Below are 23,236 nucleotides of genomic sequence, written 5' to 3'. Positions count from 1 at the left end.
TGAGATAATCTCTGCCTCTGTGCTGCTCGATGGGTTTCGAGCAGGTCAACTCAAAGCAGGATAAAAGCAATATGATCAGCTTCTCCCATCTTACTACGAATGGCCTTAGCCTGAATATCCCCGTTGGAAAAGTGGTGTGTGTCGGGCGCAATTACGCTGAGCATGCCAAAGAGCTCGGTAATGCCGTGCCTAGCCAGCCATTGCTGTTTCTCAAACCGGCCAGCGCATTAATTGACTTGCTAAAGCCAATTGAGTTACCGACAGGACAAGGTAGTTGCCACCATGAATTAGAAGTCGCCGTGTTAGTGAGCAAACCGCTAAAAAATGTATCTGAAGTTGAAACACTGGCGGGGATTTCTCATATTACCCTCGCGTTAGATCTGACATTGCGTGACCTGCAAAATCAATTAAAACAAAAAGGTCACCCGTGGGAACGCGCCAAAGCATTTGACGATAGCTGTCCAATTGCACCGTGGGTTGAAATTTCACAAATCAAAGATCTGACTGAAATAAATTTTACCCTGCACCGAAATGATCAACTGCAGCAAACCGGTAATAGCCAAGACATGATTATGTCGATTTCACAGTTAATCAGCCATATCAGCGAGACCTTTACCCTACAGCCGGGTGATATTATTTTAACCGGCACGCCAGCAGGTGTTGGGCCGGTTGAGTCGGGCGATCAATTAAAAATGACTTTGCAAAATAGCTTTTCATTTTTAGCTGCCTTTAAATAAGTTAGAAATAATTAAGGAGTTATCAGCAATGAAAAACATTGGTTTTATTGGCTTGGGTATTATGGGTTTCGCCATGGCGAAGAACATCCAAAAGGCTGGCTATCAATTACATGTTTGGGCGCGTAAGCAAGCTATTACTGACCAAGCTAAAGCACTAGGAATGATAGTGTACAGCTCTGCTGCTGAAGTGGCTGTTGCCAGTGATATGGTCATTACTTGTGTCTCCGATACGCCAGATGTTGAAGCCGTTATTTTGGGTGAACAGGGTATTATTGAAGGTGCACAACCAGGTTGTGTGGTGGTTGATATGTCGACCATTTCCCCGGCAACCACCCGAGAAATTGCCGCCAAGCTAGCAGAAAAAAATATCGATATGCTCGATGCACCAGTCTCTGGCGGAGATGTTGGTGCCAGAAATGCCACGCTGACTATTATGGCTGGAGGTAAGCCTGAAGTATTGGCTAGAGTTTCGTCAGTTTTGCAAACCATGGGTAAAACTATTACCCATATCGGTGATCATGGTGCAGGCCAAGTTGCTAAAGGCTGCAACCAAATTATGGTCGGTGCGACGGTTGCTGCTGCCGGTGAAGCGTTGAAATATGCCGGTGCACAAGATGTTGATTTTGCCGAAGTCAGAAAAGCGCTTTTAGGTGGTTTTGCCCAAAGCCGGGTAATGGAAATTCATGGCCAACGATTAATTGATAATAATTTTAAGCCAGGATTTAAAGCCGCATTGCATTTAAAAGATATGAATATTGTAATGGAAAATGCTGTAGCACTGGGGCTTGATTTAACGGCTGCACAAAGAGTGACCGATGATTTAAATAAAGCGGTAGAGAAAGGCGATGGTGAGTTGGATTCGAGTGTGATTGCGAGGAAGTAATTAGCTCGATGAAAAAAGGCGTTTATTGTTTCCAATAAACGCCTTTTGTTTTTACGTTGTACCGTTACTTTCTATTTTTATCTTCTAGGGAGTAATGGCAATACGTTAAGTTGCTTAGCTGACAATGGCGCTAACTCACCGGAAATGTATAGAGATAAGGCGTTGTAGTTAACTTGGTATGCTTCGATAGTTGCTTCATCGGCACTTTCCAATTTAGATACAATATCTATTTTCTGATCAGTTATTTGGTCAAACAATAACTCAAGATCACCGAGGCTCTCGGCACTTTCAACGATTCTCATTGCTTTCCAGAATGCGTCACGGTCTCGGTCGGTTGCGAACCAAGTAGAATAATCAGCACTGAAGTTACCAATTTGGAACACTAAACCAATTTGAGATCTAATGTTATCCATACCATAAGTGAAGATAAATTCTGCAAGCTGGTAAAGATCGTTATTATCGGTACCAGTGGTGTCCATTACTTTCCACGATGCTAAAGCCAATTGCTGATAATTCTCATCAGCGAAAGTTTTAGTATCTAATATCGCTTCGAAATTAACACCTCCGGTGCTTAACCTTGTAAGCTGTTTATTCCAAAATTGGTTTTGAATAATTTCATAGGCAATGCGGTTATCAGCAGTTGCCTGATAAACAAAACCATCGTGAGTTAAGGTAAGTGCATCAAGCTCTTCGTTTTGCTGATCATAGTAACGGCTAGAAACCATGTTGACTAAACCTCTGGCTTCTTCTGCCCAATCCGAGCGCCATGATCCGGTTACATCAGCTCCATACCAAACTTTGTTCAATAATGCTTTGGTTACTTCTGTCTTAGAGAAATCATTTAAACCTAAGCGGCTAATTAAACTTTCTGACCAATAAGACAATGGCTCTGCAATTTTCTGCAAGCCGTCGTAGCTGTATTGTGCTTTTGGTGTAACAGGATTGCCTTGGGCATCAGTGAACTTAACGCCGTTAGTTGATGAGCCGCCTAAGGTGATATAGCGAGCAAATTCATTAAAGCCGGCTTTGATTTCAGGAATATCTGTTAATGCAGAAGTGCCCTCGTCAGTAGTCGGGCGCAATGATGCGCGACGTGCCAGTGTTTCAATTGCAAATACGCGATCAACCCAAGTACCTAAAACAGAACGATCATTAGAGAATTTATGGGACGGATCGTTATTTCTAAAACCATTTAAATAACGGCCAGTTTCTGAAACAACGTCTACCGCACGATAACCTGTATCGAAATCATCACCAACTTCTAAAGCATCAAAGCCAATCGATTTATTTAAATCATTTGCTTTAAGTGCTTGTTGCATGCCTTGGTCAAAACAGCTTAACGGTGCAGGGTAGCCTTTTGGCAGTGCGCGGTAGTTCAAATCACCAAATAACTCAGATAGTGGCATAGTAAAGTACTTTTCAGCGCCAGTAATGTCAGTGCCTTTCAATTCACATGTGTGATCAGGCATAGACGCTAGCTCTAATAAGAATTGTCCTACTTTTACCGCACTGTCATTTACGGCAAGTAACCGACCACAGAAACTAGCAAATCCTTGGCTAATTTCGAGTGGTTGTTTGGCTAGTTCACGACCGCAGAAATCTGCATAACCATCGATGTTGTTGTCAGTGATGCTTTTATATAGATCGTAATCTTCTATTACATCTCTCATTTGATTTTGCTGGTTCAAACGTCTTGCAGCATAATTAATGATGTGATCTTCGTAGAAGTTAGTGCGACCATTACGGGTATTGCTAGTTTCAAAACCATCGATGTAGCGTTGAATCCAATAATCAACAATTTCTGATAAATTGGTGCCCTCATCAAAACGATTACAATCGTTGTTTAATGAAACGTTCCCATCAGTACAGAATTCGTAACTTCTTGGATTGTAGTAAGAAAGTAATTCTTTAGTATCGTCACTTAAAATATCAATTTTAGAGAAAGACTGTTTAAGGCTTTCTGATTTAGCGTTGGCTAAATCGTATGCCGCAGTTGCTTTTTCTAAATCAATATCTGTTGCAGAGACTTCTGCTATATAAGAACCAATTTCGATTTTCCAAACAGGGTATTCACCGTTATTCTGATCGCCATCAAATAATGAGAAGATCTCTGAAAAATGTTGCTGACCTTTAAGAATTTCATTCTTATTTTGGTCGATATCACGTTTTAAAGTAGTTAATTGACTTAGTTTTCCAGATAGCGAATTTCTTAGCTGCGCAAGATATGAAACAGATCCATTGTATAGCTCTTGTGCTTGAATCATTTCTGCTTCAAGGCGGTCAAACTCTTCTTTCTGCTCTTCAGTTTTTTCTGATATTTCTTTAATAACCTCAAAATCATTTATCACAACATCAAGCGATTGCTTGGCATTATCTGAAAATGCTTCAACTTGAGGGATATCATTTTTCAGCTGACTAATTTCATTGGCTACTTGGTAGTATTCAAAAGAAATTTCGGAATAACGATTATCAATATTCGTTCTAGAATCATTCGGGTTAGGCTTGACATAATCGATAAAAGTAAATAAATCATCTAGTCGTTGTTGCTGAGTTTGAATAGTTTCCTGGTGTTTGATGAGCTCTTCAGATGAAAAATAGCGAGTGTCTGTTTCGTCTAATGACGCCAGACTAGCTTGCAATTTTTCAGCTTCATCTTCGGCCAAATCGTAATGATCTAAATAGCTATCTAACTGCAATGCAAAGTTTTCAACAATAAACTGCCTGTTATTCAAGAATACTTGAGCATATAAATCTCGAGCTGACGCAACAGCATTTTCTAAAGCGATATGCGCAGCTTCTAAATCGCCAATCACTTTTTGGCTGGCTGCAATATTGTCGCGTGCTTGATCGATTTCTGCTGTTAATCTGGATCGATCTTCATCAGTTAAGTCGTCAGCTTTTAGCTGTTCTATTCTGTCATTAATTAATGCTGTTTCAGCATCGATAATTCCATACTGCTCTGCTTGAGAGTTTTCATTCTCATCTCGGTAATACTCAGCATTATTAAGTGATAGTACGCGCTGGGTAATTTCTCTATATGAATCAGCTTTAGCCTGTGCAGCAAGCATTTCGCTAGTAGCATTTTTTACGTCACGGTCTGATTCATCTTTTAATGCGTTGATATTTTCAATAAAATCAACAACACCGTAAGGTAGTTTCAGACTGCCGTCTTGGCTGTTATCACCGTCAGAGTTTTTGATTTCTGCATTATAAATAGTGTCATAAGCATCTAATGAAAAAGTCAGTTGTTGATTTTCGACATCAGCAGTATTTTCAGCGACTAAATCAAGTTCACGCTTATATGCGAAGCGGAATGCTGCTAAATCATACTTGCCCCATACTGGCAATTCATCCAGAACAGAAGGTGCGTAATCCATTACAGAGCTGTAAGCAGGAACATGCTTTAGATTTAATTCATTAACTTCAGCTTCAGAATAGAAATTATTTCCATCCAGTGAGCCTTTAAAGTTATGTCTCAAGCCTAAGTTGTGGCCAAGCTCGTGAACCAAAGTGGTTTTATAGACATATACTGCAACCGCATCAGAAATAATCCGTTGCGCTTCGTCACTTAAGTTATCCCAAGCAATTAACTTACCTTCAACATTCCAGCGAGAGTCATTTTCATCAAGCCCAGGTAAAAAACCTTTGACGGTGGATGAAACCCACGATGCTTCAACGCCAAGTGCAGTTTGCTCGCCCCATTGTAAAAGGCGTTTTTCTTCAACTAGCAATTCATTGTTAAAGTTAAATTCTTTTGATGTTACATCGCGATTCTTTTCAATTACTTGTAAGTCGTCGATGTGAACTTGTCTGCGACTTGCTTGCTTAGCTTTCTCAACAGTAGCGCGATCAATTTGAGAAATACCATTCGTTACCGGCAGCAGTAATGCTCTTTCTGTTGATTGAGGATCGGTGTCAGCCTGATTTTCGCCAATAAGAGATGTAGATCTCTCAGCGACTATTGCAGGTGTTTTTGCAATGGCATCACGGTTAAATAAGCGAACTAGTTCATTCCAATGCCTGCGAGTGATGGTTCTTGCTACGCCAGAATATTGGTTGATGTGTGCCTTAACAATTTCACCGGTTAATGGGTGAGATACTGAAGGGCCATATCCAAGCAAACCATTTTCTAGTGGGTCATCCACTAAATTGATCATATTGATTCGTAAATCACCAGAATTCCGAGCAGTTTCCACTGACTCTGGTGTAATCAATTTAACTGGTGGTACGCCAGCAGCTTGCATCATTGGGTTGATGGCTTGGAAAACTTCTTCTGTAGCATCTAAAAATATTTTGTTTTCAGGCTTTAAGAAAGTACCGCTCAAATGATAGTCAAGCGTTTCTTTTGTAGGATTAAATCGATTCAATAAATGGCTTACTTTGCAATCGTTATAGCAAGTGCCATTAACATTATATTTATTAATTTCATCTTTAAAGAAACCAAAAGTATCGTGGTCAGTATCCGCATAATAGACTGGTGTATAATCTTTACTTGCCAGCTTGTTGATATCTACTAAAGAATAGTGGAAACGACTTTTGAATGATAGGTCGCTTAACCCATTGTTGTAGTGATCGAAAATTGCTGATTCCTGAACCTGGAAAGTTTTTTCCAGTTCAATATCAATTACACCATCTTTTACTTCATAGCTAATTACTTTTGTTTCAGTAAGATCTAGACCGCCACCTTCAAAAAACCAATTGGTGGTGTTCAGTTCATGTTGAATAATACCTTTATATTCAGGATCAAAGTAAGCAAATCCCTTCCATGTTTCCTCTCCGTCGTCGTCTCCTGGAATAACTTCTTCCGAGTTAGTGCATTCACCAAATTCGTCTTCATTACAACGGAAATCAATGTGTTCGCCAGGAATAGTTAAAACTGGAGAGTATTTAACACTTGCTTCATTGTCAGTAACATAGCGACCAGGAACAATCATACCTTTGTCGTTAAGTTCTGCATCACGGTCAAGCTCTAGTACTTCGAGCCCTTTTTTTGAGAAATGCAGCTGAACAAGCTTTTCTTCACCTTGGTAAAATGGGAATTGAGATATCGCGTATCTTGGTGCTGCGCTTGTTGATGGGACGTATAGATAGGTCGTATTTAAATTAATTGCATTTTTTGAAATTAGGTCAGCGTCTTTATCTACCTCTTGATATTCTGCTGACTTCTCAAAACAACCGGTAGCCATCAAGGGCACCAGTGCAAATGGTAACCACTTTTTCATTATTATTTTCTCCAATTTTTATTCTTATAAAGATTTTTCTAGCGAGAGATAAAACTCTGTACCTTCACGATCTATCAGTGATACATCACCTTTATCTCCTCGCTCAGAATCATAAAGTGCGCCTTGGTTACTAAAACCAGCGGAAACACTGAAATCCTCAGGAAGTGAGTAACTTAGATCGAAGCCGAGTCCATATCTGGGGGAGCGCCAGCCATTATCGAAGGGTTTATCGCGACGGAAATAACCGTTGATAGATGCAGAAAGGTTGTTGGCTAAATCCCCCGATAGAGATGCAGCGCCCCTTAACTCAATTTCTACAAAAGCACGACTACCCTCGATAGGCGTTGTTCTTTCATAAAAATTTCTAGTGAGTCTCGGAGTAAAACCAAAATTCCAGCCTTTAAGCCAATCGCTCTGAATGGAATACACCATCGGTAATTCAGCTCTGAGCGCGGCATATTTTTTGGTTTTGTTTGAGTATTCGCTGGTAGGCAGTTGCAGACCGAATCGGTAGCTAACATCGGTATCAGGTGTGATGTTTTTCCAGGCAGCATTTTTATAAAAAATCCAGCTGTTACTAAAGCCGTCTTCTTTACCGTCATCTAAATCTTGGGATACACCACTGAGTAATGTTAGCGTTTGATTTGTTGCGATTTTGTAATTGGCGATAATGTCCAGAGATAAACTCCGAGCATTATCTGTCTCGCCATATTGATAGGCATTGGTCGAAGCAGCAGTTGCAATTGTTGCTGACCAAGGTTGCTCCTGAGCCCCAATCTGAAAGGGGAGAAGCAGCAAAAGAGGCAAGTAGTTCCTCGGCTTATGTGTCATTTCAACCTCGTTATTATGATGTTATGGAGGTGAATAAATGTTACATATGCAGCCTATCATTTCTTTGCACATTTGCAAATATGGTATTTATGCTTCAAAAAACGGGGTGAAAACCAGGCTAGAGTAGCGTTGGTTTAGTGTGATTTTTCTTTGTAAATAGATAGTTGTATTGAATTTGTATGAATTGAATTGAAGCAAGACTTCAGGGAGTAGTGGTCATTTAGTAATGACCACTCATCGTTTGCTAGGTAGATTTACACCTAAGTCATTTTAAATTGTGAGGTCAAAATTTGAAGTAGCGTGGTTATATGTATGACGCTAGTTCATCGTATGTGCTGCATACATGACTTGGTTGAATATCAGAGCTATCTAATTGTTCTTGGGTACTAATGCCGGTTAGCAGTAATACCGATTTACAACCTGCAGCATTGGCTGCAGCGATGTCGGTATATAAATAATCACCAATCATGATGGCTTGCTCAGGATTAACGCCTGCTTTTTTACACGCAAAATGAATCATGGCCGCTTCAGGCTTGCCAACAATTTTCGGCTTCTGGTTAGTTGAAATCTCAATTGCACCCAGCAAAGCACCGCATTCTGGCATTAGGCCATCATCCAGCAGAATGGTTGGATCAGGATTGGTGCCAATAAAGTGCGCACCATTTTTGATCAATCGTGTTGCGATAGTCAGCTTTTCCAGATTAATTTCCGGATCAAAACCAACTACCACACTATCAACTTGATCGCTGGCAAGAACGCAGCCTTGTTGTTCTAGGTAATAACTAACAGCTTCTCCGCCAATCGCGAATACTCGTTGGCCAGCAACCATGTCTGCAGCGACCATTGATGAGGTAATCACTTGATCGGGTTGGCAGGCAATACCCAGTAAATTCAATTGCTCGCTAACGACTTCAGCGCGGCGATCGGCTCGGTTAGTGGCGAATATGTAGCGGATGTTGTTGCTGACAAGCTGGCTAAAAAACTCCGGCGCACCGGCGATAACCTGGTTGCCTTGATAGACAGTACCATCCAGGTCAAAAATCAATAATGAAGGTGTCATGGCTGGAAAATCAAGATAAACAATGCACAGATTGTATACCCAAACTACTTCAAAATGCTTTGATTAAGCGCTCCGCCGGGTGGGTTGCTCAGCCCTCTGGACGGGTCTTGTTAATAAAGAGGGGCTCTAAGTCGCATTAATCAGGAATATTAATTCAACAGCATTCCTGATTAATCGTTGATGAAAAAGCAGCTCAACTTAGCTAGAAAATGAGCTCAGCTATTAAGATCTTCTTCGAATTGCTCCTTGTCTGCGATGGAGAGAAGGCGCAGATACCGGTTTGCTCCGTGCTCGCATTTGTGGTCGTGTATCGAGGTAGAGCTGCGCTGCATTTTTTGATTCTTCATCGGCGGGAACGGAATCTGCAAGTGATATGTCGCTAGATGTTGCTTTTGTAGTTTGAAGTTGATGCTCTGTTCCATATTCTTCAATCATTTGTTGTCGTACTTTTTCTGCTTCGGGGTTAGGTTGGGGCAGACTGAAACTTGGTGCCGGGTTAGAGCGAGTATATTGAGACTTAAAACGCCCTGTTACGACAAAATCAGAAAGTAAAAAATTTACATATTGAACCGTTTTAAATTTTTTAAGATAACTAATTATTTTCAATATACTCGTTTCTCCAATCACATGAATATAAGCAGTATCGTGTAATGCAAAAGCTTCCATTTCTGATCGAAACGATGAAACAGCTTTCAATTTTGAAGGTGGCGTTGAATCATTGCCTTCAAAGGTCTGATAAATATTAAAGATTCGAGTAATAGACTTTAAGGTTTGAAAAACTTTAAAGTCAGCAGAGGTATGAATTATTGCCTTGTCATTACCATCAACACAGGTATATATCGGTTTGTCAGTAAATGCTAATGAAGGAGGAAGGGCAGTAAATGAGCCATAATCATAAGGCATGCCATCAGCTATTGTAGCGACATCGAAATAATTCATATGTAAATATAATTTCACCTCCATGTTGGCGGGAATGTTATGCTTGTCTTTTGTTTTTGCGCCATAGGTAGCAGCTCGAATATATACCGTTTTAGGCTGCCCTATTTTCCATAATAAAGCGTTGTCATTGCAAATTGTTTTTGGTTTAAGCATATCAGCTTTTCTTTCCTTAGCGGCCAAGTTGAATAGGTGTTAGTAGTGATTTAGCTTTTAGCTTTTAGTCAATGTGATAAAGTTTAGCCACTATTGTACAAACCGTTGAACCATGGCCAAAGAAAAAATTCGTTTCGTTTGTTCAGAGTGTGGCGCAGATTCGCCCAAATGGGCCGGTCGCTGTAATGACTGTGGTGCCTGGAACTCTATGCAAGAACAGCTGGTTTCCAATGCGCCGGCTGTTTCAAAAAACCCTCGCTCCGCAGGCTGGACCGGTACTGCCCAAACTGAGGCGGTATTAATCAATGAAGTTAATCTGGTTGAAGACCCACGTTTCTCCAGTGGTTTATTAGAGCTCGACCGTGTGCTTGGTGGTGGCATGGTTGATGGCGCAGTGGTGCTAATTGGCGGTGATCCGGGTATTGGTAAATCAACATTGTTGATTCAATCGATGGCACATTTATCAACCAAAATGCCAGTGCTGTATGTGACCGGTGAAGAGTCGTTGCAGCAGGTTGCCTTGCGTGCCCGTCGCTTAGGTCTGCCGACCGATAAATTAAAATTACTCACCGAAACCCGAGTCGAAAAAATTGCCGAAGTCGCTGAACGGGAAAAACCCAAAGTAATGGTGGTTGATTCGATTCAGACCATTTTTTCAGATCTTGTGAGTTCTGCGCCGGGTTCGGTAAGCCAAGTGAGAGAAAGCGCCGCACGTTTAGTTCGGCTTGCTAAGCAATCAGGCGTTGCAATTTTTCTAGTGGGCCACGTGACCAAAGATGGCTCTATTGCTGGCCCACGAGTGTTAGAGCATATGGTTGATACTGTGCTCTATTTTGAAGGGGATAAAGGCAGTCGTTTCCGGGCAATTCGGGCGATTAAAAACCGCTTTGGCGCAGTCAATGAACTGGGCGTATTTGCCATGACCGATCGCGGCCTCAAAGAAGTCAGTAATCCGTCGGCAATTTTTCTTTCCGGCAGAAAAACAGACTTACCCGGCAGTGCGGTAATGGTGAGTTGGGAAGGTACTCGGCCATTATTGGTAGAAGTGCAGGCGCTGGTTGATGATAGTCATACCGGGCACCCACGTCGGGTAGCGGTCGGTTTAGATCATAATCGGCTCGCGATGTTATTGGCCGTTTTACACCGCCATGGTGGTATTGCGACCCATGACCAAGATGTCTTTTTAAATGTGGTTGGCGGGGTAAAAGTATTAGAAACCGGTATTGACCTCGCGGTGCTATTGGCCGTCATTTCAGGCCTGCGCAGTCGACCATTGCCAGAAGGGCTGGTGGTTTTTGGCGAAATAGGATTATCGGGAGAAATTCGCCCGGTGCCTTCCGGGCAAGAGCGAATTAAAGATGCTGCTAAACATGGCTTTACCCGAGCGATTGTCCCAAAAGGCAATGCACCCCGCACTCCAATTGATGGTATGGAAGTAGTTGCGGTCGAACATTTGTCTGAAGCGGTTGATGCTTTGTAAAACGGTTGAAAACAGACAAATTAAAATGTCGAAATTGTTAATTCAATTTCGATATTTTTTAATTTGTAACTATTCAGCATATTTACCGACCGCTTCGTAATAGGCAGATTTAATTGGGTTCTGTCGTTCCGAGCAGGGATGCCGGGATCCAGCTGCCATGGGCGGTAAATCATCCAGCACGTACGTTGCATTGCCGTGAAACCTCCCTGTCGCTGGATTCTCGCCATTCCTTGGCGAGAATGACGATGCGCTAACAATTAACCGCCTCATCTTTTTTGCTGAATAGTGACTTTTATTTTAATATTCCAACAAATGAATACTGAACTTCGCTTCGTTGTCTATCCAGCATTTGAGCGGTGTTAGTCCTGAATTTACTGCTAGCTGTTGAAAGTCACTTGCTGAGTATTTATATGAGCATTCGGTATGAATTGATTCCCCTTTGTCGAAATGGTAATCGATTCCTTGAATAGAAATAACTTGTTGCTGGTTACTTACTAGGTGCATTTCAATTCGATTATGTGAATGGGAGTAGAAGGCGTTATGGCTAAAGCTGTCAGGGTTAATGTCGCAAAAAAGCTCACGGTTAATTCGATGCAATAGATTTTTATTAAACTCAGCAGTAATGCCATTTTTATCGTTATAGGCCGCATTAAGCTGTTTTTCTGGCTTTTTCAGGTCGACGCCAATAATAATTTTTCCGCCCTTACCGAGTGCTTGAGACATTTGCTGCAGCAGTTGCGAAGCTTGCAGAGGATGAAAATTACCAATGCTCGAGCCAGGGAAAAAAGCAGCGCGGTTCAGTCTTGGTGTCTCGTCGGGAAGGTTCCACTGCTCTGAATAATCCAAGCACACTGCATTAATTTTTAACCAAGAGTAGTCTTTGGCTAATAGGCTAGCTGATTCGATTAGATGTTCACGGGAAATATCAATCGGCATGTAAAGAGCCGGGCGCAATGCTTCTAGAATTAATCGTATTTTTTTACTGCTGCCACTGCCCATTTCAATTAAGCAGCTATTGTCGCCAATATTCTTTGCTATTTCATTGGCGTGTTTTTCTAGCAGCATGATTTCAGTTCGAGTGACGTAATATTCATCAAGCTGACAAATTTTATCAAATAATTGTGAGCCACGCTGGTCATAGAAAAACTTAGGCGAGATATTTTTTGGTTTCTCTGACCAGCCACTTTGAATTGCTTGCGACAAATCTTCTGATTTCGGCGCAAAATCATGAAATTGAAAGTCAGCTGTGTGTTGTTGCAGATTTGGTTGTAAATTTTCTGTCATAAGCTTTTGATTGCTCTTATTCATGCCAAAATCCTTTTTAGCAAAATAAACCTTCGATTCCCGGGTACGCCTACGGGCTTACCCATATTAAACCTGTGGTTCCCGGGTGCGCCTACGGGCTTACCCAGGCTACGAAAACCGATTGGTTTTTTTGTTGGTAAATGTCGAATATTCAAATTAATACCGAAAAAGTAGGTTGGGTAAGCCTACGGCGTACCCAACAATGTGGGTAAATTAAAACGCCCCCAACGTTTATTTATTTCGCCAGCCTAATGCCACTAAACTGCCAACGACTTTGTGGATAAAAAAAGTTACGGTAGCTGGTTCGTAAATGGTTACGTTGAGATATGCAGCTACCGCCCCGAAGCACCATTTGATTACACATAAATTTCCCATTGTATTCGCCCAAAGCACCTGCCTCTACTTTATAGCCAGGGTAAGCAAGATAAGCGCTGGAGGTCCATTCCCAGACATTACCCATCATCTGTTGCAGTTTTGTTATATCTGAATGATTCTGAACGCTGATAGGATGCAGTCGATTTTGGCGCAGGCCATCTTCTAGCCAATGACCATTGCTAGTTGCGGATAATTTGGTGGTAGATAGTTTGGTGGTAGATAGTTCGGTGGTAGATAGTTCGGTGGTAGATAGTTCAGTTGATTCAGATGCTTGTGATATTGCTGCTGCCACTTCCCATTCTGCCTCGGTGGGTAATCGGCAGCCCGCCCAGCGGGCGTAGGCATCGGCTTCGTAAAAGCTAATATGGCAAACCGGTTGTAAAGGATTTAATCGCTGTAAACCATTTAAAGTATATTCAAACCACTGGTTGTTTTTGTTAACCCAATAAAGTGGCGCATGCCATTTTTGTTCGCAACAAGTATCCCAGCCGTCGGAAAGCCAAAACTCGAAATTTTGATAGCCGCCATCTTCAATAAATAATAAGAATTCTTGATTAGTAATTGTTCTATCGGCTAGTAAAAAATCATTAATAATTACCGGGTGAATGGGCTGTTCATTGTCATAGCTAAAATCGAAATTAGAAGTACTATTTTCTGATGTCTGTTCTTTATTTATTCCAATTGAATGCTGGCCGCCAAAAATTTTAATCCAGTTCATATCTGTTGGTTGAATTTGAGCAGCGCTCGGCGTTAAGAGGTCGTGTAAAGAGTCGTGTGATGAATTGTGTAAAGAGTCGTGCGAAGGTTCATATGAAGTGCTGTGTGATTTTTCACTTTGGTATTTGGGGTAGGCGGGGTTTTGAAATAAATTATATTTTATATCGGTGAGCAATAATTCTTGATGCTGCTGCTCATGATTTAGCCCAATATAACAACGGCGAATTATTTCTTCGGTTGTTTGTTGGGTCGTCTCTTGATTGATTAGGTCTTTATTCGGGCTCTGTAGTGTTTGCAACAGCTGCTGCATTTTTTGGTCAATATGCGCCCGGTATTGGTAAACCTGTTTAACGGTAGGCCGACTAAGCAGCCCTCTTTTGGGGCGAGAAAAAGGGGTGCCGTGATGCTGGTAATAGGAATTAAACAGATGATCCCATTCAGAATTGAATACCTGATAGTTATCAGAAAAAGGGATCAAAATGAAAGTTTCAAAAAACCAGCTAACATGCGCAAGATGCCACTTTGTAGGGCTGACATCTGGCATGCTTTGGAGCATATAATCTTCAATTTCCAACGGCTGACAAAGCTGTTCACTGATTGCTCGGATAGTGCAGTAATCTTGGGCAAGTGCTTCAAGTGTTGGCTTAGAGTCAGCAGGTTGTGAAGAAACAGTTGAAGATATAGTCGGAGAAGCTGCCAAAGTGCCGATAGCGCTTGGGAGAAAATCTGAATCTGGGGTATCCATAACCAATCCTGTTCTTTTGTTTCGTCAGGTATTGGAAATCAAGCATAGACCATAGAAATTAACTGTTGATGTCAGTTGTAGAGGGTTTGTGTTTTACCGGGTATGGCTAGCGCTTAAACTGTTGGGTGCGATTGCCGCTTGAATTGTTGGGTGCGCCTTCGGGCTTACCCAACCTGCATTTGGTTTGGAGTGAATTAACAATTTTGAGGTTAATATTGATGAAAACCAATTGGTTTTCGTAGCCTGGGTAAGCCTGACAGCGCACCCGGGAACCAAAGGCTCAAAATGAATAAGCCTGTGGCGCACCCGAAAGCCAAGGCTCTATTCATGACGACCAATGAACGCCTACGAATGAATCAAGCATTGGCGCATAACGTCGCCAATCTTATTCATCATCTGAAAATAAAGCTGCTTACCTGGCGCTAATTGGCTGCCGAGTGGGTCAAGTAATGCCACTTTAATATCCGTTAGTCTGGCGAGGGTTTGCACCGACTTAGTAGGGAACTGGGGTTCACTAAACAAACAGTGAATATTTTGATTGCGAATACGCTGCTTTAGCAAGTGAATGGTTCGCAGTTTTAACGGCTGTTCCGGGTTATTGGTTAAAGCCCCTGCAGGGTTCAGCTGATAGCGATGATCGAAATATTGCCAAGCATCGTGAAAGACCAAAAAAGGTGTTTTTTGAACTGGGTATAACTTATTGCGCAAGTTCTGATCCAAAACTTCCAATTGACGATTAAAAGCGGCCAAGTTGCTTTTAAGTTGCAGCGATTGCTTGGGGTAAACGGCCTGAAGTTGCTGGTGAATAATTTCAGCAGCGGTGGAAACTCTACGAGGATCTAGCCAGAAATGTGGGTCTTTATATAGCTGGCTGTGCAATGAATGGTCATGCTTGTGTTTATTACTGTGTTTATCACTGCTGCTCTCTTGAGAAGCTGAGTAAGTAATCGCACTGGATTGTGCAACAGCTGGTAGCCAATGATTTTGCGTACGAAAGCCTAGTAAGTCCAGTTTACGGTTATCTAACAGCGCTAAATCTTTCTTGCGAGTGATTTTTTTAATCGGCAATGCCAGCGAGGTTTCCAGAGATTCGCCGCCCCAAATAATTAACTTGGCCCGTTTTAGTCTTAAGCGATGTGATGGTTTGAGGGCAAAATCATGTGGTGAAGTGGCCTTGTCGATCAGCAAGCCTGGCTGGTCAATACCATCCAGCAAGTAGCTAACAACAGAATGAATGGGTGCAATCGAAGTCTCAACCTTGGCGGCATGGCTGACAGGGCTTAGAAAGATGATTGATAAAAAAAACAAACTACTTATTAGTGAGAATTGGCGGCGAGACATTAAACTACTACTGCTTATTGGTGTGTTGTTATAATATAACAACTTGGGCAGTGGTCACAACTGCAGATACAAGCACCACACACGACAGATTATTTGCCGGGTATTGATTGGTATCAATCCCCGAAATTTGTAGGTCGCGCCTAGCGCTCCGTACAACCTACAGACCATGGTGCAATTAATGCCAACGGTGAATTTGACCACAACAGACCATGCTGCAATTGACACCAATGGTAAATTCGACCACCAAAACATTTGATTTACAGAGGTCCTCTTGGCTGAATCATTTTTAATCAAGGCAGAAAATATCTGTTTTGTACGCAACCAACGGCATATTTTAAAAGATATTTCTCTGGAAGTAACTGCAGGGAAAATTGTGGTAGTCATCGGCCCCAATGGTGCCGGGAAATCTACCTTGCTCAAATTATTGCTGGGGTTAGAGCGGGAAGATTCGGGCCAAATTAAACGCAAGCGAAAGCTACGCATTGGCTATATGCCGCAAAAACTGCAAGTTAATCCGGCATTGCCTTTATCGGTTGAACGTTTTTTAAGATTGGCTTGCAAGCAAATTAGCCAGCAAGAAATAGAACAAGCATTGCAGCAAGTCGGCATGCTGCGTTTACTGCAGCGCTCGGTACATGTGTTGTCTGGCGGAGAGTGGCAGCGAGTATTGTTAGCCAGGGCTATATTGCGTAAACCAGATTTACTCGTGTTAGATGAACCTGCGCAGGGCGTGGATATCACCGGTCAGGCCGAACTGTATCGTTTGATTGGCCAGCTAAGAGATCAACTGAACTGCGGCGTATTAATGGTATCCCATGATTTGCACCTAGTAATGTCAGGTACCGATCAGGTTTTATGCCTCAATCAACATATCTGCTGCAGCGGTCACCCGGAAATGGTTAGCCAGCATCCAGAATATCTTCGTTTATTTAGTCCTACAGAAGCTGAGGCTTTAGCGGTATATACCCATCACCATAATCACACCCACGGTTGCGATGGCGAAGTAGTGGGAGGTGGTGATGAGCAGTGCAAGCATTAACAAATTGTGCTGGGTGCGCCCACAGGCTTGCCCAACCTTGTATCTGACTTGGGTTGGTATTAATTGAAAAGCTCGAATTTTATCAATAAAAACCAATCGGTTTTCGTAGCCTGGCTAAGCCTGACGGCGCACCCAGGAATTAAGGGTCAAGCATAAAACGAAAACCGCAGCTTATAACGATAGATTCGCCTAAAAAAAGAAGCGACCAACATGATTGAAACAATGAGTGAATGGCTAGAAATTTTATGGGTACCAGGATTAGCTGCGATCATGATCAGCTTAATGTCAGCCCCGCTGGGCAGCTTTTTGATTTGGCGAAAAATGGCTTTCTTTGGCGATACCTTGGCCCATGGTTCTTTATTAGGTGTCGCGCTGGCGGTATTTTTTGAATTTGCACCTTTATATGGTGTGGTAGTGGTTTTGCTATTGCTGGCATTGATTTTAGGTCTAATGCTTGGTGATGGTAGCAATGTTGTTTCAAGTTTAAATCTGCAGCGGCTAAATCCATTTAAAAAATCTGCAACTTTTACAGCGAATCAACCTGTTATTGGCAACGATGCCCTACTCGGTATTATTTCCCATGGTTCGTTAGCGCTTGGCATTGTGGTGGCTTCATTGGTTGCCGATCGCGGGGTAAATCTAAGCAATTACCTGTTGGGTGATGTGTTGTCGGTTGCTGAGCAAGACTTGTGGTGGATCGCTAGCGGATTATTGCTAGTGATTGCAGGTATTAGTTTTAGCTGGCGCGATTTGTTGATGATCACGGTTGATGAAACCCTAGCAAAAATAGAAGGTGTTTCAGTTGCCAGATTGCGCATTCAATTAGTGCTGTTGCTCGCGATTGCTGTGGCATTGGCAATTAAAGTAGTCGGTGTTTTAGTACTCACCGGACTAATGCTAATTCCAGCAGCGACTTCAGGAAGAATTGCAAAATCACCCGAAGCCATGGTTATTGGCGCAGCAGTATTTGGCAGTATTTCTGTTGTATCTGGATTATTGGCATCAGTATGGCTCGATTTGCCGTCGGGGCCGACAATTGTGGTGTGCGCCCTTATCGGCTTTCTTTTACTGCCAAAGCTGCGATTTTAAATACCGGAAGGCTGGCCCAGATTGGACCTGCGGTTTCCGGTGCCGAGCCGTCGTTCCAGCAGATACAAGGCTGGGTGAGCCTGTGGGAGCACCCAACAATTTATACAGCAATCACACTCAGCTTCTTAGGCAGCAAATTAAAAAGTGGCTGCTTGCGCTTTAAAGCTTGTCAAATCTACGAAAACATTCCCTCCAGCAATATCTCCCTGCAATCTCATGCTTTCCAGCAATACTCACTTGCAATCTCACGTACTCAAACCAAAATACTGCCAAAAACGTCAATTAATGCTCAGTTTAGTAACATACTAATTCAAAGAAGAGTTGTACTTGAGTCATTTAAAATGTCGGCTAATTCATCATAAAAATAATGGTTTTATTGTTGGGTTGTTTTTTAACTGAAATTAAAAAGCACAGATTGGTTTTTCAGTCAAAGCAACAACTTGGTTTGTCAATGATGGGTATCACAAAAACAAGTAAGTGGTTATGCAGCAGAAGCAGCATGAACATGCGGCAAATTCATAATAACTAATTTCTTTACATATGGTTGTATTTTTTATTAGTTTTAGACTGAAATCTTATATGTGACATGCTTCACATATAAAATACATTTCAATGTGTCACATATGTAACATAACCCAACATTAATAATTAATAAGCAGAAAAATCAAAAATATTATTTGAGCGTCAAATTTCCCTCTACCCCTTATTGAGTATGACTAAATCGTCATGTTTTCAAATGCTTTATGCAGCATATGTAACATAATATTTATTGGTTTTTTCCTGAATACAAAAACTTACATGAATTGGTAAGTAACATACAACATCATGTTAGTTGACGTACATCAACTGTCAAAAAGCTGTCATTCAGTAAGATTCCCGAACTTCGTATGTTCCAAACTTAACGCTACAAAAATTGTATGGTCAGGCATATTTGATAGTCACAGTTAAATAAAATGCGCCGGTAGCAATGTTTGCAGAGTAAAGCTTTATTTTTAGCCAGTGGTGTTGAAGGGGTTTTCGGGAATTAGTGTGTTTACCAACCTGAATTCCCGATATGGAAATAAGCCATTGCTGATAGTTAACTTATTAGGTAAGTCGGTAAATCGCAGCTAATAGCTTCTTTTTTGATTAAAGTTGCTTCTGATTAAGTCAGTTTTACAAAGTTGGCTGTGATCATGATTTATAAAGTGTCGTCAAAATACGCGATTTAAGGTTCAACTAAGTGGCTATACAAGTTTGATCGCAGTCAGTGCATTTGCAAATAGCTGGTTAATAAATATCCGCTGTAACAGAGGTTGTGGAAAGACATGAAAATTGTAACAACAAGCCCGCATGTAACTGATTATGTTCAATCGATTACTGACACGGTAAAAGATGTTTTTCTAGAACAAGCTGCGGCACTGCAATCTCTAGCAGAACGGGTAGACCAAACTTTTGAGCAGGCTATCGAGCTGATTTTAAATTGTCAGGGGCGAGTGATTGTTTGCGGCATGGGTAAGTCAGGTCTGATCGGTAGAAAAATTGTCGCTACTTTTGCTTCTACTGGCACGCCATCATTTTTTATGCATCCGGGTGAAGCATTTCACGGTGACCTTGGCATGGTAAAGCCAATTGATGTTTTGCTGCTGATTTCTTACAGCGGCGAGACCGATGAAGTGCTGCAACTGTTGCCTTCAGTGAAAAGCTTCGGTGTACCGAGTATCGCTATTACTGGTGGAGCTGATTCAACTTTGGCCAAACACAGCGATGTGGTGCTCGACTGCAAAGTTAAGCGAGAAGTCTGCCCGAATAATTTAGCGCCAACCACTTCGACCACAGCGACAGTCGCGATAGGTGATGCACTTGCAGTGGCGTTAATGAAACAGCGTAATTTCCAACCGGAAGATTTTGCACAATTTCACCCAGGTGGCAGCTTAGGCCGACGTTTGTTAACCCGGGTTAAAGATGTCATGCATACAAAAGACCTGCCTTTTGTTAAGCCCGAAGCAGCAATGACTGAAGTGCTATTTAGCATGACAAAATCGCGTTTTGGCTTGGCGCTAGTAGTTGACCAACAAAAAAACTTACTAGGTGTGGTTTCAGATGGTGATTTGCGCCGGGCATTAGTGCAAGGCATTAAAATCGATCAGTCAACTGCCAAAGACATAATGAGTTATCAACCAAAAACTATTTCTGACAGAGAAATGTTGGCGGATGCAGAAGAAACCATGCGTGAAATGCAAATTAAAGTGTTAGTGGCGGTTGATGACCACCAGCAGATTTCCGGCTTAGTAGAATGGGTACAGTAGAGTGGGTGCAATAGCGTCGCTATGAATAATTGCACCCCATTTCAACGTAGGTTGGATAAGCGGAGCGCCATCCGAAATTTTGAGCGCACGTTTACCAAAAGCCTGATGGCGGTAGAGCATCACCAAGCCGACGTGTCGCTTATTCAAAAGCTATCGAAAAATGCTAGGCAATCAAAGTTGCGAGATATATGAGCAGAACACCATTTCAAATCCAGCGGGCTGTGGTTCATGCGCTGTTTATGCGGGAAATGAAAACCCGTTTTGGCAGCATGCGCATGGGTTATGCCTGGGTGTTATTAGAGCCATTAATGCATATTGGTGTGATGACAGCAATGTTTTCGTTGCGTGGTAGCTCTCAGGTTATGGGTGTGGATACACCATATATTATCATGACTGGGATTGGCCCATTCTTGTTTTTTTCTAAATTATTTTCATTAGGCTTTGGTGCCATTGAAGGTAATCGCAGCTTGTTTGTATACCGCCAGGTTCGACCAATTAATACTTTTGTTGCCCGCTTTATAATGGAACTGATGTTGTTTGTAATTGGTATTCCACTAATTACTGCAATTTTGTGGTTCTGTGGTTATCAATTTCCATTAGGTAATATCTTAGAAGCTATTTTAGCTTGGGTTTTGCTATTTATATTTAGTTTTGGTTTGAGTCTGGTTGCGGGTTGTATTGGTTATCGCAGTAGAGATTTAACTAGCATAGCAGGTGTTATTCAACGGCCATTGTATTTTATTTCTGGGATCTTTTTTTCTCTAAGCATGCTTCCTGAGTCAGTGTGGCCCTATTTGTTGTGGAATCCAATATTGCACGCCATTGAACTGGGTAGAGAAGGATTATTTGAAACCTATTCAGCGCCCATGGTTAGTATGAATTATTTAGCATTCTGTGCTCTAGCCAGCGTAACTATTGGCTTAATGCTCTATCGGTTAGACTGGCGCAATATGGTGGCTTCGTGATTGAGTTAAAAAATGTCACCAAATATTACCCAACACCGGATGGTCGAAAGTATGTGCTTAAAGATGTCTCGGCAGTATTTCCCCCAGGAAAAAATATTGGAATATTTGGTGCCAACGGAACTGGTAAATCAACTCTGATGAAGCTGTTGGGTAAAATTGACTACCCAAGCTCAGGTGAAATAAATGTAACGGGCAGCATCTCATGGCCGATGGGTCTAGCAGGTGGTTTTCAAGGCAGCATGACGGGCCGAGACAACGCCCGATTTGTTTGCCGAATCTATGGTGATAGCGAGCAAACTATCAAAGAAAAGTTGGCCTTTATCCACGATTTTTCTGAAATTGGTGATTATTTTGACATGCCAATAAAGAGTTACTCCTCTGGTATGCGCTCGCGGCTTTCATTTGCTGTCAGTATGGCGTTTGACTTTGATTACTATCTAATCGATGAATTGACAGCGGTAGGCGACGATAGATTTAAAAAGAAAAGCGCTGCTGCTATGAAAGCCAAACGAGAGAGCGGTAATGTAATTTTTGTTTCACACAGCATGTATGAGTTAAAAAATATTTGTGATGTGGGTGTCTATATGCGCCAAGGTGAAATGTGCATTTTTGATGATATTAATGACGCAGTAACCGCTTATCAAGATGAAATGAAACGAGCATAACCAAACACACGCTTTAATCTAGGTTTGATGAGCCTTTGGCGCAGTAGGTTTGATAAGCTTCAGGCGCAATCAGACACTTGTGTATTTGCCGGGAAGATGTCTGATTTCATTAAAATTCATCAAACCTACAAAATATTTGGAGTATTAAATGAAAGCTATTCCTGATTCTATTTCCAGGAAAGCCAAAAAGCTGGTCAAAAAACCAGATGCTTTTGTCAAGGATATGAAACTACTGCGCTGGGTAAAGTCAGTATTGGTCAGTCGAGATTTTAACTGGTTGGTAATTTTCCCATTCATGATTGCAACGGCTTATATGGTCGGGGTCGCCTCTAATCGTTATGCAAGCAATAGCAGCTTTATCGTGCAATCTGCGAGTGGTGCATCGACAGCATCGGCAGGCCTAGCTCTATTAGGGTTGGGCGATAATTCAGCAAAAGACGAACAAGTCATTGTTGAATATATCCAATCATTGGATCTGCTTAAGCAGTTAGATCAGCAGTTGCAACTAAAAGCTCACTACAGTAGTAGTAAAAATGATTTGTTATACCGGCTAGAAAAAACAGCAACACAGGAAGACTTTTTAAAATATTATAGAAATAATATCAAAATTCATTTTGATGAATCGCGTGGCATGTTACTGCTAGAAGCAGAGACTTTTGACGCTGAATATTCAGAAAAATTGGTTAGGCAAATTTTGCGGGCTGCGGAAGGGTTTGTAAATAAAACCAGTCATGATCTAGCCAATGGTCAGCAGCAGTTTGTTGCAGAGCAGGTGCTGCGTTTGGAACAAAAGCTGCGTTCTATCAAGCAGTCAATATTGATTTTCCAAGAGAATAACCAGCTTTATAGTCCAGAAGCACAAGGCTCTAGTTTAGGTAGTATTGTTTCCGGGCTTGAAGCTAAATTATCTGAATTAAAAGCACGCAGGCGTGAACTATTAAGTTATCAAAAGCCATCGGCACCTGCGCCTATGTCGATAGCTAGACGAATTAGTTCGATTGAAATTCAGATTGATGAAGAAAAGCTTAAATTAGTCAGTAATGATGGTAATTCGTTAAACCAACGGATGGCTGAATACCAGCAGCTTCGGTTAGACCTGGAATTTGCCACGCGAGCCTATGAATCATCATTGGCAGCACTGGAAGCAGCACGAATGGAAGCGAGTAGAAAGCTCAAGCACTTAGTGACCATCAGTAAGCCACAAATCGCCGAAGAAGCCGCTTATCCGCGTAAGTTATATATTTTGTTTACGTTGCTATTGTGCCAATTAATGTTGTTTTCATTATACCGAATGATTCGAGCAACCATCCGTGAGCATCAGGATTAGCGTGTTTTTATGCTGGGCACGTCATCCCGTCAGGGATTGACGGGACCCAGTCACATGGAGGTGGCGAGATCAATT

Annotated in this window: 16 protein-coding genes; 9 read left to right on the top strand and 7 right to left on the bottom strand. The window is 41.8% G+C overall.

Going from position 1 to position 23,236, the window contains the following annotated elements; all coding sequences use genetic code 11:
• Positions 1 to 71: 71 nt before the first annotated feature.
• Both DC094_RS06590 and DC094_RS06585 read left to right on the top strand, forming a co-directional pair.
• Complete coding sequence (locus DC094_RS06590) at positions 72 to 737, top strand: fumarylacetoacetate hydrolase family protein (RefSeq protein ID WP_116686746.1); 666 nt, start codon at positions 72 to 74, stop codon at positions 735 to 737.
• 28 nt (positions 738 to 765) lie between these two features.
• A complete protein-coding gene (locus tag DC094_RS06585) occupies positions 766 to 1,620 on the top strand; it encodes an NAD(P)-dependent oxidoreductase (RefSeq protein ID WP_116686336.1) in 855 nt (284 codons plus the stop codon).
• Between the two features lie 77 nt (positions 1,621 to 1,697).
• Here DC094_RS06585 and DC094_RS06580 read toward each other — a convergent pair whose 3' ends face one another.
• The 4 genes from DC094_RS06580 to DC094_RS06565 form a co-directional block, all read right to left on the bottom strand.
• Positions 1,698 to 6,842 (bottom strand): zinc-dependent metalloprotease, encoded by a 5,145-nt coding sequence (locus DC094_RS06580; protein ID WP_116686335.1) that lies wholly within the window; start codon positions 6,840 to 6,842, stop codon positions 1,698 to 1,700.
• 24 nt (positions 6,843 to 6,866) lie between these two features.
• Complete coding sequence (locus tag DC094_RS06575) at positions 6,867 to 7,673, bottom strand: transporter (protein ID WP_116686334.1); 807 nt, start codon at positions 7,671 to 7,673, stop codon at positions 6,867 to 6,869.
• A gap of 304 nt (positions 7,674 to 7,977) precedes the next feature.
• On the bottom strand, positions 7,978 to 8,733 hold the full coding sequence (locus DC094_RS06570) for an HAD-IIA family hydrolase (RefSeq protein ID WP_116686333.1): 756 nt from the start codon (positions 8,731 to 8,733) through the stop codon (positions 7,978 to 7,980).
• Between the two features lie 222 nt (positions 8,734 to 8,955).
• Positions 8,956 to 9,825: a hypothetical protein gene (locus DC094_RS06565; protein WP_116686332.1), complete on the bottom strand. Its 870-nt coding sequence runs from the start codon at positions 9,823 to 9,825 to the stop codon at positions 8,956 to 8,958.
• Positions 9,826 to 9,937: 112 nt separating this feature from the next.
• Here DC094_RS06565 and radA point away from each other — a divergent pair, with 112 nt between their 5' ends.
• Positions 9,938 to 11,305 carry a DNA repair protein RadA gene (gene radA, locus DC094_RS06560; RefSeq protein WP_116686331.1) on the top strand — a complete coding sequence of 456 codons (1,368 nt, stop codon included), beginning with the start codon at positions 9,938 to 9,940 and terminating at the stop codon, positions 11,303 to 11,305.
• 297 nt (positions 11,306 to 11,602) lie between these two features.
• Here the strand turns inward: radA and egtD are convergent, their stop codons facing one another.
• The 3 genes from egtD to DC094_RS06545 all read right to left on the bottom strand — a co-directional run bounded on the left by egtD (position 11,603) and on the right by DC094_RS06545 (position 15,788).
• A complete protein-coding gene (egtD, locus tag DC094_RS06555; RefSeq protein WP_206605596.1) occupies positions 11,603 to 12,613 on the bottom strand; it encodes an L-histidine N(alpha)-methyltransferase in 1,011 nt (336 codons plus the stop codon).
• Between the two features lie 232 nt (positions 12,614 to 12,845).
• Positions 12,846 to 14,447 (bottom strand): ergothioneine biosynthesis protein EgtB, encoded by a 1,602-nt coding sequence (egtB, locus tag DC094_RS06550; protein WP_116686330.1) that lies wholly within the window; start codon positions 14,445 to 14,447, stop codon positions 12,846 to 12,848.
• 345 nt (positions 14,448 to 14,792) lie between these two features.
• On the bottom strand, positions 14,793 to 15,788 hold the full coding sequence (locus DC094_RS06545; RefSeq protein WP_116686329.1) for a zinc ABC transporter substrate-binding protein: 996 nt from the start codon (positions 15,786 to 15,788) through the stop codon (positions 14,793 to 14,795).
• A 271-nt stretch (positions 15,789 to 16,059) separates the two neighbouring features.
• Between DC094_RS06545 and znuC the strand changes: the two genes are divergently transcribed.
• The 6 genes from znuC (at position 16,060) to DC094_RS06515 (ending at position 23,161) form a co-directional block, all read left to right on the top strand.
• Positions 16,060 to 16,827: a zinc ABC transporter ATP-binding protein ZnuC gene (gene znuC / locus DC094_RS06540; RefSeq protein ID WP_206605595.1), complete on the top strand. Its 768-nt coding sequence runs from the start codon at positions 16,060 to 16,062 to the stop codon at positions 16,825 to 16,827.
• A 210-nt stretch (positions 16,828 to 17,037) separates the two neighbouring features.
• Entirely contained in the window at positions 17,038 to 17,916 is an 879-nt protein-coding gene (locus DC094_RS06535; RefSeq protein WP_116686328.1) for a metal ABC transporter permease, read from the top strand.
• 1,307 nt (positions 17,917 to 19,223) lie between these two features.
• Positions 19,224 to 20,204, top strand: coding sequence for a KpsF/GutQ family sugar-phosphate isomerase (locus DC094_RS06530; RefSeq protein ID WP_116686327.1), 981 nt, complete (start codon positions 19,224 to 19,226; stop codon positions 20,202 to 20,204).
• A 188-nt stretch (positions 20,205 to 20,392) separates the two neighbouring features.
• On the top strand, positions 20,393 to 21,169 hold the full coding sequence (locus DC094_RS06525; RefSeq protein ID WP_116686326.1) for an ABC transporter permease: 777 nt from the start codon (positions 20,393 to 20,395) through the stop codon (positions 21,167 to 21,169).
• Positions 21,166 to 21,834 (top strand): ABC transporter ATP-binding protein, encoded by a 669-nt coding sequence (locus DC094_RS06520; protein ID WP_116686325.1) that lies wholly within the window; start codon positions 21,166 to 21,168, stop codon positions 21,832 to 21,834. The genes DC094_RS06525 and DC094_RS06520 overlap by 4 nt, the downstream gene beginning before the upstream one ends.
• Before the next feature lie 148 nt (positions 21,835 to 21,982).
• Positions 21,983 to 23,161, top strand: a complete 1,179-nt coding sequence (locus DC094_RS06515; RefSeq protein ID WP_116686324.1) for a KpsE/RkpR family capsule polysaccharide export protein — start codon at positions 21,983 to 21,985, stop codon at positions 23,159 to 23,161.
• Positions 23,162 to 23,236: the final 75 nt, after the last annotated feature.

It is taken from the genome of Pelagibaculum spongiae (assembly GCF_003097315.1).
Taxonomy (GTDB): Bacteria; Pseudomonadota; Gammaproteobacteria; order Enterobacterales; family Pelagibaculaceae; genus Pelagibaculum; species Pelagibaculum spongiae.
The sequence above is the reverse complement of the archived record's forward strand: the minus strand, read 5'-3'. Positions and strand labels throughout refer to the sequence as shown.

What these genes read in the sequence shown, in the direction of transcription:
- DC094_RS06535 (WP_116686328.1), top strand. Translation starts at nt 17,038, where the DNA reads ATGATTGAAACAATGAGTGAATGGCTAGAAATTTTATGGGTACCAGGA.
- DC094_RS06545 (WP_116686329.1), bottom strand. Translation starts at nt 15,788, where the DNA reads ATGTCTCGCCGCCAATTCTCACTAATAAGTAGTTTGTTTTTTTTATCA.
- DC094_RS06590 (WP_116686746.1), top strand. Translation starts at nt 72, where the DNA reads ATGATCAGCTTCTCCCATCTTACTACGAATGGCCTTAGCCTGAATATC.
- DC094_RS06580 (WP_116686335.1), bottom strand. Translation starts at nt 6,842, where the DNA reads ATGAAAAAGTGGTTACCATTTGCACTGGTGCCCTTGATGGCTACCGGT.
- DC094_RS06525 (WP_116686326.1), top strand. Translation starts at nt 20,393, where the DNA reads ATGAGCAGAACACCATTTCAAATCCAGCGGGCTGTGGTTCATGCGCTG.
- egtB (WP_116686330.1), bottom strand. Translation starts at nt 14,447, where the DNA reads ATGGATACCCCAGATTCAGATTTTCTCCCAAGCGCTATCGGCACTTTG.
- DC094_RS06570 (WP_116686333.1), bottom strand. Translation starts at nt 8,733, where the DNA reads ATGACACCTTCATTATTGATTTTTGACCTGGATGGTACTGTCTATCAA.
- DC094_RS06515 (WP_116686324.1), top strand. Translation starts at nt 21,983, where the DNA reads ATGAAAGCTATTCCTGATTCTATTTCCAGGAAAGCCAAAAAGCTGGTC.
- radA (WP_116686331.1), top strand. Translation starts at nt 9,938, where the DNA reads ATGGCCAAAGAAAAAATTCGTTTCGTTTGTTCAGAGTGTGGCGCAGAT.
- DC094_RS06530 (WP_116686327.1), top strand. Translation starts at nt 19,224, where the DNA reads ATGAAAATTGTAACAACAAGCCCGCATGTAACTGATTATGTTCAATCG.
- DC094_RS06585 (WP_116686336.1), top strand. Translation starts at nt 766, where the DNA reads ATGAAAAACATTGGTTTTATTGGCTTGGGTATTATGGGTTTCGCCATG.
- DC094_RS06575 (WP_116686334.1), bottom strand. Translation starts at nt 7,673, where the DNA reads ATGACACATAAGCCGAGGAACTACTTGCCTCTTTTGCTGCTTCTCCCC.
- DC094_RS06565 (WP_116686332.1), bottom strand. Translation starts at nt 9,825, where the DNA reads ATGCTTAAACCAAAAACAATTTGCAATGACAACGCTTTATTATGGAAA.
- egtD (WP_206605596.1), bottom strand. Translation starts at nt 12,613, where the DNA reads ATGAATAAGAGCAATCAAAAGCTTATGACAGAAAATTTACAACCAAAT.